10 protein-coding genes are annotated in these 17231 nt (G+C 60.5%); 5 read left to right on the top strand and 5 right to left on the bottom strand.

Annotated features, from left to right (window positions below):
- Positions 1–196 precede the first annotated feature (196 nt).
- Complete coding sequence (locus tag FHT79_RS29395; RefSeq protein WP_097544218.1) at positions 197–391, top strand: hypothetical protein; 195 nt, start codon at positions 197–199, stop codon at positions 389–391.
- Positions 392–734: 343 nt separating this feature from the next.
- Here the strand turns inward: FHT79_RS29395 and FHT79_RS32285 are convergent, their stop codons facing one another.
- The 3 genes from FHT79_RS32285 to FHT79_RS29385 all read right to left on the bottom strand — a co-directional run bounded on the left by FHT79_RS32285 (position 735) and on the right by FHT79_RS29385 (position 9126).
- Complete coding sequence (locus tag FHT79_RS32285; RefSeq protein WP_097544219.1) at positions 735–950, bottom strand: hypothetical protein; 216 nt, start codon at positions 948–950, stop codon at positions 735–737.
- A gap of 1288 nt (positions 951–2238) precedes the next feature.
- The gene (locus FHT79_RS29390) at positions 2239–7776 is read right to left on the bottom strand and encodes a trifunctional serine/threonine-protein kinase/ATP-binding protein/sensor histidine kinase (protein ID WP_183904609.1); all 5538 of its coding nucleotides are present in this window, start codon (positions 7774–7776) and stop codon (positions 2239–2241) included.
- A gap of 714 nt (positions 7777–8490) precedes the next feature.
- The gene (locus FHT79_RS29385) at positions 8491–9126 is read right to left on the bottom strand and encodes a response regulator transcription factor (RefSeq protein WP_097596365.1); all 636 of its coding nucleotides are present in this window, start codon (positions 9124–9126) and stop codon (positions 8491–8493) included.
- 548 nt (positions 9127–9674) lie between these two features.
- On the opposite strand from FHT79_RS29385, the gene FHT79_RS29380 reads away from it, so the two are divergent.
- Positions 9675–10070 carry a response regulator gene (locus FHT79_RS29380; RefSeq protein ID WP_097544222.1) on the top strand — a complete coding sequence of 132 codons (396 nt, stop codon included), beginning with the start codon at positions 9675–9677 and terminating at the stop codon, positions 10068–10070.
- Between the two features lie 181 nt (positions 10071–10251).
- On the opposite strand, the gene dinB is transcribed toward FHT79_RS29380, so the two are convergent.
- The gene (dinB, locus tag FHT79_RS29375) at positions 10252–11343 is read right to left on the bottom strand and encodes a DNA polymerase IV (protein WP_097544223.1); all 1092 of its coding nucleotides are present in this window, start codon (positions 11341–11343) and stop codon (positions 10252–10254) included.
- A 3-nt stretch (positions 11344–11346) separates the two neighbouring features.
- Positions 11347–11610 carry a hypothetical protein gene (locus FHT79_RS32280; RefSeq protein ID WP_097596376.1) on the bottom strand — a complete coding sequence of 88 codons (264 nt, stop codon included), beginning with the start codon at positions 11608–11610 and terminating at the stop codon, positions 11347–11349.
- A 167-nt stretch (positions 11611–11777) separates the two neighbouring features.
- Here FHT79_RS32280 and FHT79_RS29365 point away from each other — a divergent pair, with 167 nt between their 5' ends.
- From FHT79_RS29365 to FHT79_RS29355, 3 genes are read left to right on the top strand one after another with little or no spacing between them, the layout of a single operon-like run.
- Complete coding sequence (locus FHT79_RS29365; RefSeq protein WP_097596375.1) at positions 11778–12536, top strand: ImuA family protein; 759 nt, start codon at positions 11778–11780, stop codon at positions 12534–12536.
- On the top strand, positions 12457–13968 hold the full coding sequence (locus FHT79_RS29360; RefSeq protein ID WP_097596364.1) for a DNA polymerase Y family protein: 1512 nt from the start codon (positions 12457–12459) through the stop codon (positions 13966–13968). Before FHT79_RS29365 ends, FHT79_RS29360 begins: the two co-directional genes overlap by 80 nt.
- Complete coding sequence (locus tag FHT79_RS29355; protein WP_097596363.1) at positions 13968–17231, top strand: error-prone DNA polymerase; 3264 nt, start codon at positions 13968–13970, stop codon at positions 17229–17231. Before FHT79_RS29360 ends, FHT79_RS29355 begins: the two co-directional genes overlap by 1 nt.

The following is a 17231-nucleotide window of genomic DNA, read 5'->3' as shown; positions in this document are numbered from 1 at the left end:
AGTGAGCGCCGTTTAAAGGCAAACCACCTGACCCTGCATGGGCTCCTTTGCCGCCGCGGGGATGCGGGCCTTCTTCCTCTGCCGAGTTGCTGACTAGCGTCGCGGGCCTCGCAGATCCAAGAGCCGCCGAGCAGTCACATCTGACAGACCGCTCACAATCGACGAAAGTCGTTACCGCACCCGGAGGCAGTACACGATGGCAGCGCAAAGATATAGCCGTCGCAAGAACCTCAATATTTACTGGACGGTGTTCGATAAAGTCGTCGGACAGCCGGCCGTCGTCAATGGGTTTGTCATGGACATGCTGACCGCCGAGGAGGCGGATAACTTGGTAGATCTGCTAAATCGCGGCAACCAAGCGAGCCTCTGGTGTTACGCTGAATGGTTCTAGAGGCAACCGGCTGCCGCACATTGCGGTGCAACTCGCGCTGGAACGCGGCTACTTCGTCGGAGCATCAATACGGAACGGCGATGGTTTACAAGGTGGGAATATCGTTGTGAAGTTCCAGTCGGACCATCGAATCCTTCGACGTCGAATGCCGGCGAAGTTGTTTGTCGCAACCGCAAAGGAAAATCTATGTGGCGGTGGGTTCTGCTGTGCAGACTATTCCACACCAAAATTCCTGCGCCATGATCGTGCCGCTGGATAATCCCTCGTCGGATCGATTCGCGTTAGAACTTTGCGAAGCCTTCCATCTCGTTCGGTCGTTTGGGCGGGGTCGATATGCTGGACCTCAATTCCCGCCAAGAATATTGAGGGCGTCTTGCAATCTAAGCGCAGCCAGCGCCCTCGTTGCCTCGTCGACGGGCCATCCGGCCCCCATTGCCGCCGACAGCAGGGTGACCTCGGTGTGAAGCTCCAGTCTCTCATAGAGGGGCTCAAGCGCCTCTCTGGCGGTGACAAGATGCTCGTCTGGAGGCGTGATAGGAGTCGGAGATACCGTTGGCATTCTGCGTCCCTTCCTAACGGTTTTGGAACCTGATTGGCCATGGTTCCAAGTGAATGGCTGCCGACGCCGATGCGAACATGACCAATTTGGAGGGGCCAGCACTCAGGAGTAAAAGGTAAAACGAAGAGTGTAGGTCCGCCATCATACTTGTGTATGCGCAAATTATACGGAGGCAGCACACAGGCGGGCTGCTAGGGAGCTATGCCCGGCTCAGCCACTTTTCGAGCATGAAGGGTGCCCACGTTGCTCCGTGCTCTCCTAGCGGCGCAAACGGCTTCCAAGGTAACGAGTCCAGGACGACGTTCTATCTGGTTGATGTCATCGACGTGGGAAGAGGAGCGCGCCGAAGGCATCTCATCGCGAGGAGCGGGTGGTGGTCTGATTTCTGGTAGCCGGCCCCGATGAACGGCTAAACCCCCGTATAAGTCGTCTCCTCCTCTTCGCTACTCGATCCTTCCTCAAGATCAATAGCAGGTCGAGCGGCGTCCTGTTACGGTCAGGGTACTTCTCCCGCGCGGCAATGTCATCGAGCTCACGAAGGCGTTCAACACGCCTCCTGATGCCTGCATCAATGACAGACTTGAGGCCATTCACCAACGATAGGTGCCGGCGAGCCGATGGGTCGGACCGTTTGCCTAAGGATTGAGACCATGACACATGAACTCCACCGCATCCAAATCGAACTGGTCCCATTGACGCTGTTTCCCAGCGCATATGGGGAAGCTGGGCCTTGCGCTCCGGGCTCTCCGCTCCACACACCGCCCGATATTTCATCATGGCCACCTACGGACTTGGAGGCCCATTTGATGATGTTCTCCGTCATGCCATTCGAAACGATCAAGTCTCCCTGGGGACAAGCGCTGCACGCCCAGAGATCTGCCTTTACCCTATATGTTACTGGAACCCAGTTCGGTCTTCTGTGCTACTCCGTCGGGCTTGTCCGTCTGTTAGACGGCTTCGGGATCTCTGCCCTTCAGTGATTTCCGCGACATGCCGTAAGCCGGGTTTGGGTCCAGAATTGAGGATCATCGAGCTTGGTGCCTAGCACCTTTTAGCTCGTGCAGGCATCTCCGTCGCCTCGTCCAGTTTCCTGGCGCACGATTTCGCGGCACGATCGATGCGCTTGTTGTTTTCGCCACTGCGCCCCCGTTGGCCCGAAGACTGCGACGTGGACGTGAAAGCTTCGGCCGTACCTCAGTCGTCTCGTGACGGAGAAGCGGGCCAGGTCGACGGCCTTCAGCCTGAGACCTGCCCAGGCTGCGAGAGCTTCAGCCCGTTGTTGGTCCTATCAGTTTCCCAACATTGCCATTTGGTCGGCATGCTTTGCGCCAGCGGTTTCGTCTCGTTCGAGAGGCAGGGTGAACAGAAACACTGCCCCACGTGGTTCACCAGCGGTGGCCCACATTCGACCCCCGTGAGCCTCGATAATCGAACGGCAGATCGCCAGGCCCATGCCCATGCCGCTCGATTTGGTCGTGTAGAAAGCCTCAAAGAGACGATCCACTGTCTGCGGGTCAAGGCCCGGACCCTTGTCGCGTATCCTGACGACAACGGTTCCTGAGGCATCTGCCCCGGTGCTGATCAGCAGTTCGCGCTCTTCCTCGTTGATGCTGCTCATCGCCTCGATTGCGTTCATGATCAGGTTTAGGATCACCTGTTGTAGCTGGACGCGGTCTCCTTCCACCAACGGGAGGCCCGCCGCGAATTCTGTCTGCAGCGTGACGCCGTGGCGGAGCACTTCACTGCTGGTCAAGGCAATCACGTGACGAATGGCTTCATTGAGGTCGAACAGCTCCTTGCGAGCCGGCTCCTTCTTGATCAAGGCACGGATCCGGCCGATGACATCGCTGGCTCGATTGGCGTTCTCGACGATCCGGCCCAGCGCCTGTGTCGTCTCCTCCAAATTGGGCGGATGGGTTCCGAGCCAGCGCAACGCCGCCTGGGCGTTGGTGAGCGATGCGGCGAGCGGCTGATTGACTTCATGGGCGATGGACGCTGTGAGCTGGCCCATTGTGGCGACGCGATTTGCATGGGCCAGTTGCCCTTGCACCTCGCGCAAGGCTTCCTCGCTCTCCCGTAACGCCTCTTCGGCCTGCCGCCGCTCCGTCAGATCGAGGACGAAAGAGACACCTTCGTTCCTGCCTTCTTCTAGAAGTGCACCGCCGATCAGCACGGGCAGGCGAGTGCCATCTTTCCGAAAATACTCCTTCTCGAACGGCTGGACGGCCCCCATCATCTTCAGCTCTGCGACGGTCCGTGCGTCGCGGTCGCGCCATTCGACCGGCGTCAGGTCCGTCCAGGATAGCCGACCCGAGGCAAGGTCCTCTCGGTCGTAGCCCAACATGCGGAGAAACGCGTCATTGGCTTCAAAAATGCGACCTTCGATATCCCAGATGATAATGCCGATGATGTTGGCCTTGACAAGGCGACGGAACCTGGCTTCGCGTTCAGCGAGATCGCGGTACAACCGGGTATTCTCCAGTGAGATTGCTGCCTGCGAGGCGAGCAACTTCAGCACCGCGATCCGAGCTGGCGCGAAGACCCGAGGGGCGAGGTTATTTTCAAGATAGAGTACCCCGGTCAGTTGGCCCTGATTGAGCAACGGCGCACAGACGATAGAACGAGCACGGTGCCGACAAATATATGGGTCCGCGGCAAATGGATTCTGAGCTGCTGCGTCGTCGAGGACCACGGTTTCGTTCGTGCGCAAGATATAACGAAGGAGCGATTGTGGCAGCGTAAACTCTGTGACGATCGCGTCGAGCATCTGCACCGCGACCGCTTCACCGCAAGTCGTGGCCTCCGCCGCGATCCGTGACTCACCGCCGCGCGGCAGGATCAGCAGGCCGCGCTCGGCGCCCGCCTGCTCAACGGCGGTGCGCAAGATCGTGTCGATCAGCTTTTGAAGGACGATTTCGCCTGACACGGCTTGCGAGATTTTGATGACGGTTGCGAGGTCGAGTTGCTCGACCGGGGCACCAATAGTGCTTGTTGGAGCGGGACTGCGTTCGTCCCCTCTCAGGTCCGGATAGAGCTGGTCGAGTTGCCGCACCTTACCGTCGGCACCCCAGCGTAAATAGCAGCCTCGCGCGTTGCGGAGATAGAGACGAGTGAAGTCTTCGAAGCCTCCCAGCGCATAAAAGCGGGCGGCGAGTTCATATGCGAGGGCTTCATGATGAAGGAAGCCGTTGGCGCGCGCTGCGCGGATCGCTTGTTCGTATAGGCGCACGGCGTCGATTTCGCGGCCTTCAAGGCGCGCTATCTCGGCGCCGACAAGTGCGGCGCGATTCTCGAAGTTCTCCGGGCAATTCTTCGCATAGATCTGAAGCTGTCGGTGGTGGAAAACCAGAGCCTCCGTATGCCGCGCCCGCTGGTCTGCCACAGCATCGTCGCAGCACGCGGCGCGGGCCAGGGCACCGTAGAAATGATGCTCCGGCGTCTCTTCGAAATGCGCTACGGACGACCATGGCAGCCTCTGCGCCCGCAACGACGCATCGACGGCCGCCTCATAGTCGCCGGCGAAGAACCGGGCCTGGAGTTTTCTGACGAAGTAGCAGATTTCCGCAAGATTCGGATTTTCCGAAAACCGGCGTTCGATCTCGAATTCGTCAAATCCGTCGTCGTCAAAGGAACCGAATTTCCGGGTCAACCCGCGCAGCGTCCGGACGAGCCCGAGCTGCGCGCTGGTGAGATCTACGACGAACTGGAACTGCACCTTTTGCGCAAATGCGAGGCCGGTCTCCGCTTGGTGTTGCACTTCCATAAGCGGATCTCCTGCTGCCAGCAGATTCGAATTCAAACTGGCATAGCTGTATCCGGCAAACGTCAGGTCACCGCTCTGATCGGCAATTTCAAGGGCTCGCCGCAACATGTCGCGGCCGATTCGGACATGTCTCGTCCACGGAATGACGTGAGCCCCGAAGTCTTTGTAAGTCCTGGCCTGAAAGCGTTTCAGGTCGCGCTTTTCGACCAGTTGGCAGCCTAGCTGACCGAAGCGGAAACCGGCCTCATAGTCACCGAAGCGCGGCCCAGCAATATAGCCAAGCGACACGTAATGGTAGCAGGAGCCGTCGCTGTTGCCGCGCTCGAGGCTCAGATTCACAGCCAGGCAGATTGCCATACATGCTAGGTTCGCGTCGGTATGCCATACCGCCCCCACGAGCCGGGCGAGAATATCCAACGTCGCGGAGGATGCTGGGTCGCTCATCAATGGCAGATCAATGAGATCCTTGATCGCGCGGCTCCCGAGCTGCAACCAGATCCGGTCGTATTCTCGTTGCACCTCCGCGTCGGCCGGATGCGGCGACCAGTCGACGCCGAGATACCGCCTCAGATATTCGAGACCGACGTCTGCGGAGCGGCTGGTTTGCCCGAGCGCAGCATAGAGATCAATGCGCAGGCAGGCGACAGCAGCCTGGTCGTCGGCGCCGACAGCACAACTGGAAAGCTGGGCTAACCGGCCCTCCGCATCCGGCAGAGCGCCAAGCAGGAACTCGCATTCGGCCCGGTTCAGTTCAAGCGCAAACGCCAGTTGGTGCTGGCGCTGCCACCGGTCTTTCGAAAGCATCATCGTGCCAGCAACGAAATAGCTCAGAGCGGAAGCGTATGCCGTCGAGGCCTTGGCGCGCTTGCCGGCCATCAGATTAAACTCTGACAGTTGCTCGCGCTCCTTAGCCGAGTTGATCAGTGCGGCTCCGCGATTAAGCTGGCTGACAATCTCGAAGACATGATCGTCAATCCGCTCCGGCGTAGTATTCGCCGCAAGTCGTCTGCCTATGCGAAGGTGTAACTCGCCGCGTCGATCCTCCGGGATCAGCGAATAGGCGGCTTCCTGAACGCGATCGTGGACGAACCGGTACGTGCCTGCCAGACGCTCGAGCAGTTCATGAGCGACGGCAGGCCACAAGGCCCCGGCGACTTGCTCCTCCGGGATCCCGAGCACGAGTGAAAGCACCCTGATATCTGCGGTGTTTCCAAGACAGGCGATCTGCTGCAACGCCTCCCGCGTTTCGGGCGGCTGACGCGCGAGCTTGCCGACCATGAGATGCACGACGTTGTCGGTGTATCCCATGGAGTGAATGCGGCTGAGATCCCAGGACCAGCATGCCGCGCGATAGTCGAAAGCGAGCACTCCCTCTTCGGCGAGCGAAAACAGGAACTGACGGACGAAGAACGGATTGCCGCCGGTCTTGTCGTGCATCATTCGGGTGAGCGGGGCCGCACGATCAGGCTGACAGTGGAGCGTATCCGCGATCAACTGCTGGAGATAGTCCTCAGTGAGCGGCGCAAGCGTGATCTCCGCGACCTTGCCGCCCGCGGTCTTGATCACGTCAAGCGTCCGCATCAGCGGATGGGCGGCAGTGACTTCGTTGTCGCGATAGGCACCGATCAGCATGAGGTGTTGCAGATCCGACCGGGTCAGCAGATCCTTAAGCAGATCGAGCGTCGCTCCGTCAAGCCATTGGAGATCGTCGAGGAACAGCGCCAGCGGATGTTCGGGCCGGGCAAAGACACTGATGAACCGCCGGAATACCAGTTGGAATCGTCGTTGCGCGTCCTGTGGTGGAAGTTCCGGGACCGGCGGCTGGTCGCCGATGACGAGCTTCAATTCGGGGACGAAATCGACCATCAGCTTTGCGTTCGGTCCCAGCGTCTCGCTCAGCGCCTCGCGCCACGGTGCCAAATCCGCCTCGCTCTTGGCGAGGAGCCCTTTCAGCAGACCCTGAAAGGCCTGCGCCAGGGTCGCGTAGGGGATGTCCCGTTTGTACTGGTCGAACTTGCCGGACGCAAACAGCCCGCGCGGCGGCACCAGTACCTTGTGGAGTTCGTTGACCACAGCCGACTTTCCGATGCCGGAATAGCCAGAGACCAGCACTAACTCCGGCGCCCCGCCCAGCACCACACGGTCGAAGGCAGCGAGCAAGGTTTCGACCTCATGCTCCCGCCCGTATAGCCTTTCGGGGATCAGCAGCCGGTCTGCGATATCGCGCTCGCCGAGCGGGAACGCCTCAATCCGCGATTCCATTTCCCATTGGCTGAGACAGCGCCTCAGATCGTGCTCGACGCCGCCTGCCGTCTGGTATCGTTCCTCGGCCGTCTTGGCGAGCAGCTTCATGACGATGGCCGAGACTGCCGGTGAAACGTCCGCCGTCCGCTCCTTGGGCGACATCGGCTGTCGTGCAATGTGGCAATGCACCCATTCCATCGGGTCGGAAGCGGCAAAGGGCAGGCTCCCGGTCAGCATTTCGTAAAGTGTCACGCCGAGCGCATAAAGGTCGCTGCGGGAGTCGATCGAGCGGTTCATGCGCCCGGTCTGCTCGGGGGCCATATAGGCAAGCGTTCCCGCAACCACTTCGGGCGGCTCGAGCGCTTGCCGCTCGCGGGATAGGCGTGAGGCAATGCCGAAGCCGGTTAGCCGCACCTCGGCGCACGTGCCCGCTACCAGGATATTGGCCGGTTTGATGTCCTTATGGACCAGGCCGCGCTGGTGGACTCTGCCGAGCGCAGCGGCGATGCTGATCGCTAGGCGCAAGAAAAGTCCGGTTTCCATTGCCGCTCCGAGCCGGCGGGCGAGCGGCTCGCTGCCCGGATCTTCAAGCACCAGCATGGTCCGGCCGCCCTCGCGCACCAACTCAAGCGGTCGCACCGCCCACGCGCTATCGAGCTCATCCTTCAATCCGTATTCATGGTCGAGGCGGCCGAGGCTTGAAGGCGTCGGATACTCGAGGGCCGAAATCACGACCAGAACCGGGTTCCACGTGCCGTCGGCACCCAGGCGCCGTTGCCTGTGGAACACGCGATCACCGTCCTCCCAAAGAACCTCCAAACTCCCATCTCCACCAACGCGTTTCGGAGATCCGTCCGGTCAAATTGGCCAAAGCGAGCACATATGACGAACCGCAACCACTTCCTCACTTCTTACCACATCTCGCCTGCCCGTCCCAACAACGAGGCCATCACCCGCCCGGTCGATACGTGGTCCACCTCTAGGAAAGACCGCCCAGCGGCTGCTGGGCGGTCGGGCGGGTCGTGGACCCGTAGAGCTTCGGATGGAGGGAGCGCCGAAGCTTGGTGGTAGCAACGGGGGGATTCGCTACCTGTCTCGCGAGGCAACGACTAGTCTAGCGATGGAAGGGACGACGCGACATTATACTGTGGTTTCGCTTTGCGATACCTTGGAATACCGGCACGGACACCCCTCAGCAGAACTTCTGCTCAGCGACTCATGTCGGCGAAGTCATCCTGGCCCGCAATGACTGGGGCGATGGTCTGCTCCTCTAACCCCGCGCATGGGTGCCGTCAGTTCGATTCGGTGTCGGTTTCCGTGTTGGAGTCGAAAGTGTCTTGCAGGGACTGAGGCCAAAAAGAAGCCTCCCGCGGGTGGGAGGCCAAGGCGGGCCGATCGGTAGCGATCCGGCCTGGGAGGAGGGGGAAATGAACGCGCACCATAGAGGAGGGCTTCCGCAGGGGCTATTGGCCACCAGGAAGGATCGATTACCAATGAGCGGGGGATGACCTATACGCGCAGCCAAGACCTTTATCAGTTCGTTTGAGTCTTTCCTGGCGCGAGCATCAGCTTGTCAGCCATACGCGCGAGTTCGGGCAGGGATCTGGTGCCCATCTTCTGCATGACCTGGCTGCGGTGAACCTTCACGGTAATCTCGCTGACGCCTAGAGCGCTGGCAATCTGCTTGTTGAGCCGTCCTGTCACCACCAAAGCCATCACCTCGCGCTCCCGTGGGGTCAGGCTAGCGAAACGAGTGCGCACCGTCGCCAGCGCCTTTTCATTTTCAAGCCATTCGCGGTCGCGCGCCAGGCCGATGTGAATGGCGTCGAGCAAGTCCTGGTCTCGGAACGGTTTCGTCAGGAACTCGACCGCGCCCCCTTTCATCGCTTTGACAGACATGGGGATGTCGCCGTGCCCGGTGATGAAGACAATCGGCAACTGAATGTTTTCTCTCGACAGCTCGAGCTGAAAATCAAGACCGCTTTGTCCCGGAAGCCGGACATCGAGTACGAGACAGGTCGGTCCATCGGGTCGCCCGGACGTGAGGAAGTCGCCCACGGAAGCGAGGAGGTTGACGGCAAAGCCGACCGAACGCAGCAGACTCCCAAGCGCCTCCCGGACCTCGGGGTCATCATCGATAACAATGATGGTCGCTAGCGCCTCGGTCAATCGTCAGAACCCGCAATGTGAATCGACGTTGGCATAATTTACTATCTACGCCTATTGGCCACGAGATGAGTAAACGAATGCCGAAATCGGGTTTCCTTTCGCACGCCACCATGCGCGATAATCACCCCGGCCACAAGGGTGGATGCCGGCGGCCGCAAACGGCGTTTTGCGCATCGTGGAGCGGCCAGCGTCGCCGGCGAACGAACCTTCTGTCGGGGCGCGTCGGTTGGTTCGGGTAGAGTAGGCAGCCTGCAGGACGGCTCTCCACCCTTTCGGCGCGGGCACATTCGAGATGACCGTCCTCCAACCCACATTTTATGCATTAACGAACTTGCCACGCGTATGGCTCTGTTTTCGCAGCGCGCGTCGGTCTCCTCATTTCCATGTTCCGCGCGTTCACATTCCCAATCCGTCGCAGAACTGTTTAGACAGCGTATACGAGCGTATAGCTTGCGGTGCCTTTGTCGCCGCCCGATAATAAGTCCATCCAGCAATTTGCCATAACGCCATTTAGGCGCGACGCCCATCGGCGAAGTCGGGAGGCGGCGGTGCCAACCAAGAAACCTCTGATTGCGATCGTCGACGACGACGAGTCGATGCGGGAGGCTATCAAGGGGCTCATAAGGTCGATGGGATTTGACGCCGAGACCTTTTCATCCGCGGATGATTTCTTGAGATTCCCTGATATCCGCCGCACGGCCTGCCTTGTGACTGACATCAATATGCCCGGAATGAGCGGGCTCGATCTGCACCACCGGCTGGTCGCGCTGGGCAAGAGCGTTCCGACTGTTCTGATCACCGCCTTTCCGGAAAAGAATGTGCGCGCGTCTGCGTTGGGCGCGGACGTCGTCGGCTGCCTGACAAAACCGTTTGGCGAACAGATTTTGCTTGATTGCATCCGTTCTGCGCTAGTTCTCAATAGCGAGGGCGAAAGCGGTTCGTGAGGTCGGAAATTCCAACGGAATTTCACATCAGACGGCTTCGACGAAACTCCGACCTCTCAGCTTCGATCTGCCGCAAGCAGGTCAAGGGAACTTAGGCGAGGGGCGGTACCACTGGCAGGCGCGGGAACGCCGGTGCGGAGCGCATCCAATCTAAAACCGACCGCGTCACATCTAATGTGACCTAAAACGCGAGCTGCAACTGCGGCGTCGCTTCAGATCTGCGCCGCTCCAGCGAAGACAGCGACACGCCGAGCAGACGGATGCCTTTTCGCGGCGGGAAGATTGGCGCGAGAAGCATATCGACCACCTCCTCAAGATTGGCAATTGCTGGCAGTGCTGACGGAACTGTCTTGCTACGGGTGATCTGGCTGAAGTCGGCATACTTGACCTTGAGCGTCACCGTCTTGGCGCCGATTTCATTGGCCTCGCAATAGCCCCAGACCTTTTCGATCAGCGACTGAAGCCCGTCGCGCGCGGGTTCATAAGAATGGATGTCGGCAGAGAAAGTGTCTTCCGCACCGACGGATTTCCGCACCCGGTCCGGTCTGACCTGGCGATTGTCGATGCCGCGGGCGATGCCATAAAAATACGGCCCTGACTTTCCGAAATGTTCGACGAGGAAGTCGAGCGTTTTCTCCTTCAGGTCCGCTCCCGTTTCGATCGCGAGCCGATGCATCTTCTCGGCCGTTGCCGGTCCCACGCCATGGAATTTCTTGACGGGAAGCTGTTCGACGAAGGCGGGGCCGTTCTTGGGGGTGATGACGGCCTGGCCGTTCGGCTTGTTGAGGTCGCTTGCCATCTTGGCCAGAAACTTGTTGTAAGAAATTCCCGCCGACGCGTTGAGCCCCGTCGCCGCCTTGATCCTCGCTCGGATCTCTTCGGCGATCTCGGTCGCAATCTCCATGCCCTTCAGGTTTTCGGTGACGTCGAGATAGGCCTCGTCGAGCGACAGTGGCTCGATCATCGGCGTGTATTCGGCGAAAATCGAGCGGATCTGCAACGACACGGCTTTGTAAACATCAAAGCGCGGCTTGACGAAGACAAGGTCCGGGCATTTCCGCTGGGCGGTCACCGAAGGCATGGCGGAATGGACGCCGAATTTGCGTGCCTCGTAACTGGCGGCCGCCACGACCCCGCGGGCAGCAGGACTGCCGACAGCAACCGGCACACCTCGCAGCTCCGGATTGTCGCGCTGCTCGACCGATGCGTAGAAGGCATCCATGTCGACATGCACGATCTTGCGCGGCCGTTCGCGGTTGTCTTCGCCTGTCATTATCTAGCTTCCATCAGCAAGACCATCACTCAAACATGGGAAGTGTGCTCCACACTTGTCACCTCGCGGCGTCTGCATCCGCTCGCAGCCCATGGCCATGCGCCGGCGGATTTCCGCGAAGGTGACGCTTGCGCCAAACGCTTTGACCAACAGTTTGCGCTCATGTGTACAATGGCGATCGCAGAGGAGGCATATGAGTTCGACCACCGGGACCTGGTGATCTTGCAGTCTCGGGATCGTATCTTCCACAAGCCGCGTTCGGCGCATCCAAAAATATTCCTGTCTCAACATCCGATTGAATCCGCTGGCGATTTTTATCTTTTGTACCGGCGCTCAACTTCAGCGGGTCATATGCGCATTGACTCATTTATCTCTTCGGAACAAATACAGAACATATTGCTGTTACTCAAGCCGAAAACGGGTTGCCCGAGATCATGAAGTCAGCCGTCGCCCCAAACGCCGTCCTCGACGGGCTGCGCGAGCAGATCGCGCACCTGGAAGGCGCCGGTCGGCGCAGCCGAGGCGTTTTGCCTTTCGGTGTCGCGCAGATCGACGAGCGGCTTCCGGGTGGTGGATTGGCCTATGGCGCGCTGCACGAATGCGCCGGCGGCGGGACCGGCACCGTCGACGGGGCGGCGGCCGCCCTGTTCGTGAGCGGGATTGCCGCCCGTACCAAAGGCAAGGTCGTCTGGTGCCTGACACGTCCTGACCTGTTCTTCCCGGCCTTGGCGCAGGCGGGTCTTCATCCGAACCGGGTCGTCTTCGTCGAGTCCGACAAGGAGGAGGACGTCCTTGCCAATATGGAGGAGGGCCTTTCATACGGCGGCCTCGGGGCGGTGATCGGCGAGATCGTCCGGCTGCCGATGGCCGCGTCCCGGCGGCTGCAACTCGCAGCCGAGAAGAGCGGCACGATGGCGCTTGCAGTGCGGCGGTGGCGACGGCAGACCGAGGCCAGCGACTTCGGCCAGCCGACGGCGTCGACCACGCGCTGGAGGGTGAGCGTCATCCCGAGCGAGGAACTGCCGGTTCCGGGCGTCGGGCGGGCGAGATGGCTTCTGGAACTGATGAGGGTGAAAGCGGGTGAGTGCGCCGAGTTCGAAGTAGGAGCCTGCGATGCCGAGGGTCGTATCGATATTTTTTCCCGATCTGGCGACGGACAGGATCAGGCGGGCCGATCCCGCCATTCCCGTTGAGGAGGCGATCGCCGTCATTTCGAAGAGCGGTTCCAAACGCTGGGTGTCGGCCGCCGATCCCGCGGCCAGAAAGGCTGGCGTTCACGTGGGCATGCCGGCCGCCAAGGCGCAGGCGCTCTTCCAGGGCCTCCGGATGATCGACGCCGATGCCGCCGCCGATGCAGCGGCGCTCGATCGCATCACCATGTGGGCGCTCAGCCAGTATTCGCCGATCGTCGCCGTCGACGCGCCGGACGGCATCGTCATGGACACGGAGGGCGCGGACCATCTACAGGGCGGCGAGGAGCGAATGTTGACGAGCATCGCCAACCGCTTCCGCGCCAAGGGCCTGACGACACGGGTCGCCATCGCCGACACGTGGGGTGCCGCCCACGCATGCGCCAGAGCGACCAGCCGCGAGACCGTCATGGTTCCGAGGGGCGAGACCCTCCGGGCAGTGGAAAAGCTGCCGATCTCTCTTCTACGGCTTCCTGAGAAGATCGTCGGCGACCTGCGGACGCTCGGCTTCAAGACAATCGGCGAGCTTGCCAATACTGCTCGCCCACCGCTTACGCTCCGCTTCGGGCCGGAGGTCGGCCGCCGCTTCGACCAGATGTTCGGCCGCACGCCTGAGCCGATCGATCCCATTCGAACAGCCGAACTTGTCGAAGTCAGCAGGGCGTTCGCCGAACCTATCGGCGCCGCCGAGACCATCAACAAGTATGTCGCCCGACTGGTCGTCCAGCTTGTCGATGCGCTGCAGAGAAGGGGGCTCGGCGTCCGTCGCGCAGACCTCATTGTCGAGAAGGTCGACGGCACCCGGCAAGCCATCCGCGCCGGGACCGCCAAACCCGTGCGCGATGTCGCCTGGCTGACGAAACTGTTCAAAGACAGAACCGAGAAGATCGAACCCGGCTTCGGTATCGAGAAGATGACGCTAGTGGCGGTCATGGCGGAGCCGCTAGAGGAAGCCCAGAAGACGTCGTCGCTGGTCGAAGACGAGGGTGTGGACCTCACGCCGCTCATCGACATCTACGGCAACCGTGGCCAGCGGGTCTATCGCGTCGCCCCCTTTGCTTCCGACGTTCCCGAGCGCTCGGTCCGGAGGATCAGTGCCGCATCCGATCCGATAGAGGCTGCCTGGGTCAATCACTGGCGCCGGCCCGTCCGCCTGCTTGCGCGACCAGAGCAGGTCGACGTGATGGCGCTGCTGCCAGACCATCCGCCCGTCTGGATCATGTGGCGGGGCAAGCGCCGGAAGGTGAAGAACGCCGATGGTCCAGAGCGGATCTTCGGCGAATGGTGGGAACGCAACTCCGAGATGGCCGCGGTCCGCGACTACTTCGTCATCGAAGATGATGCGGGCGAGCGTCTGTGGATTTTCCGTTCCGGCGACGGCGTGGATCCTGAAACCGGGAACCATCGGTGGTTCATGCACGGGATCTTTGGCTGATGAGATATGCCGAACTCCAGGTCACGACGCATTTCAGCTTTCTCCGGGGAGCGAGTTCTGCGCAGGAGCTATTCGAGACTGCGAAGATACTGGGAATTGGTGCCGTTGGTGTCGTTGACCGGAATTCGCTTGCCGGGATAGTCCGCGCACTGGAGGCGTCGCGGTCGACCGGGATCCGGCTCGTCGTCGGCTGTCGGCTCGATCTGCAGGACGGGATGTCGATACTGGTGTATCCCACCGACCGCGTCGCGTACTCCCGGCTCACGCGCCTGATCACGCTTGGGAAGTCCCGTGGAGGCAAGAACAACTGCATTCTGCATTGGAACGACGTGGTCGCATATGCCGATGGCATGATTGGAATCCTCGTGCCGGATCTTGCCGACGAGACCTGTGCCGTCCAGCTTCGGAAGTTGGCCGAGATATTCGGCGATCGCGCCTACCTGTCGCTCTGCCTTCGACGACGTCCGAACGATCAGCTCCGGCTCCATGAGCTGTCGAACCTCGCAATCCGCTTCAAGGTGAAGACCGTCGTGACCAATGACGTGCTTTTCCATGAGGCCGGGAGGCGGCAGCTTCAGGATATTGTCACGTGCATCCGGCACAATACGACCATCGATGCCGTTGGTTTCGAGCGCGAGCGCCATGCGGATCGGTATCTCAAGCCTCCCGACGAGATGGAGCGCCTGTTCCCGCGCTATCCGGAAGCGCTCAGGCGCACGATCGAGATCGCCGATCGATGCAAGTTCAGCCTCGAAGAGCTTACCTACCAGTATCCGGAAGAAGCCATCGTCCCCGGCAAGACCGCGCAGGAATCCCTTGAGCACTATCTCTGGGAATGCGTGCCGAACCGCTATCCGGAAGGCCTGCCGCCGGAGGTGCTGAAGACTGTCCGGCACGAGCTCGCCCTCATCCAGATAATGAAGTATGCCCCGTATTTTTTGACGGTCTTCAGCATCGTCAAATATGCGCGCAGCCAAGGTATTCTGTGTCAGGGACGCGGATCGGCGGCGAACTCGGCCGTCTGCTACATCCTCGGTATCACGAGCATTGATCCCTCGACCAACGATCTTCTGTTCGAGCGCTTCGTTTCGCAGGAACGGGACGAGCCGCCGGATATCGACGTCGACTTCGAGCATGAACGTCGCGAGGAGGTGATCCAATGGATCTACAAAACCTATACGCGCGAGAAGGCCGCTCTGTGTGCGACGGTCACCCGCTACCGGGCCAAGGGCGCCATCCGCGATGTCGGCAGGGCTCTGGGGCTGCCAGAGGACGTGATCAAGGCGCTGTCATCTGGCATGTGGTCATGGTCGGAGGAGGTTCCTGATCAAAACATCCGCGACCTTGGCCTGAACCCCGATGATCGCCGTCTTGCACTCACCTTGAGGTTAGCGCAGCAGCTTATGGGCGCGCCTCGACATCTGGGCCAGCATCCAGGCGGCTTTGTGTTGACGCATGACAGACTGGACGACCTTGTGCCGATAGAACCCGCCTCGATGAAGGATCGCCAGATCATCGAGTGGGATAAGGATGACGTGGAGGCGTTGAAATTCATGAAGGTCGATGTGCTGGCGCTCGGCATGCTCACCTGCATGTCGAAGGCTTTCGACCTGATCCGGGAACACAAGGAGGTCGACCTCGATCTCGCGAAGATCGAGCAGGAAGACTCGAAGACCTACGCGATGATCAGGCGCGCGGACACGCTCGGAACTTTCCAAATCGAATCCCGCGCGCAGATGTCGATGCTCCCAAGGCTCCGGCCGCAGACGTTCTACGATCTCGTGGTTCAGGTTGCTATCGTTAGGCCGGGGCCAATCCAAGGCGACATGGTGCACCCCTATCTCCGCCGCCGTGAAGGCAAGGAAAAGATCGAATACCCGACACCGGAACTGGAGGCCGTTCTCGGGAAGACCCTCGGAGTGCCACTCTTCCAAGAGAGCGCGATGCGCGTGGCTATGGTCTGCGCCGGGTTCACGGGCGGGGAAGCCGACCAGCTCCGGAAGAGCATGGCAACCTTCAAGTTCACGGGCGGCGTATCGAGGTTCAAGGACAAGCTGGTATCCGGGATGGTCAAGAATGGCTACACCGCAGAATTCGCAGAGAAGACCTTCTCACAGCTCGAGGGATTCGGATCCTATGGTTTCCCCGAAAGCCATGCGGCCTCGTTCGCTCTCATCGCCTACGCCTCCAGCTTCGTGAAGTGCCATTTTCCGGATGCCTTCTGCGCGGCGCTCCTGAATTCCCAGCCCATGGGCTTCTATGCTCCCGCGCAGATCGTCGGATGTGCCAAGAACCACGGTGTGCAAATTCTACCGGTCTGTGTGAACCGATCTCGCTGGGATTGCACGCTTGAACGCGTCGGCAACGGCGACCGCCATGCCGTTCGTCTCGGGATGCGGATGGTCAAGGGACTGGCGGCCGCCGATGCCGCTCGGATTGTCGCCGCCCGGATGGATACGGTATTCGAGAGCATCGACGACATGTGGCGGCGTTCGGCCGTTCCGTCCGAGGCTCTGAAGCAACTCGCCGATGCCGATGCATATCTGCCGTCTCTGGGGCTTGAGAGACGTGATGCGATTTGGGCGATCAAGGCCCTCCGTGACGAGCCGCTACCTCTGTTCGCGGCCGCTGCCGAGCGCGAGATGAAAGCGATCGCGGAGCAGCAGGAACCGGAGGTCGCACTCCGGCAGATGACCGACGGGCACAATGTCATCGCCGACTACAGCCACGTCGGGCTGACGCTACGCGAGCATCCGCTCGCCTTCCTGCGGAAGGATCTGCAGAAGAAGAACATCGTCACGTGCGCGGCAGCGATGAACGCTCGCGACGGCCGCTGGCTGATGACCGCGGGCCTTGTCCTCGTCAGGCAGAAGCCAGGATCGGCGAAGGGCGTGATGTTCATCACCATCGAGGATGAGACGGGTGCTGCCAACCTGGTCGTCTGGCCATCCTTGTTCGAAAAGCGCCGTCGCGTGGTGCTCGGATCATCAATGATGGCGATCAATGGGAAGATCCAGAGGGAGGGTGACGTCGTCCATCTTGTTGCACAGCAGCTCTTCGACCTGTCCGGCGATCTATCCGGTCTGGCGGATCGCGACACAGGTTTCAGGCTACCGACAGGCAGGGGCGACGAGTTTGCGCATGGCTCTCCCGGAAGTTCGGATTCGCGGGATCGACCGAAGCCTCTGCCCGAGCCGAGGGATATCTTCGTCAGAGATCTGCACATCGATACGCTGAAAGTGAAGGCGCGAAACTTCAACTGA

Origin of the sequence: Rhizobium sp. BK212 (assembly GCF_014197475.1) — a bacterium.
GTDB lineage: Bacteria > Pseudomonadota > Alphaproteobacteria > Rhizobiales > Rhizobiaceae > Rhizobium > Rhizobium anhuiense.
Note: the sequence above shows the minus strand (reverse complement) of the source record. Positions and strands in the feature narration are given on the sequence as shown.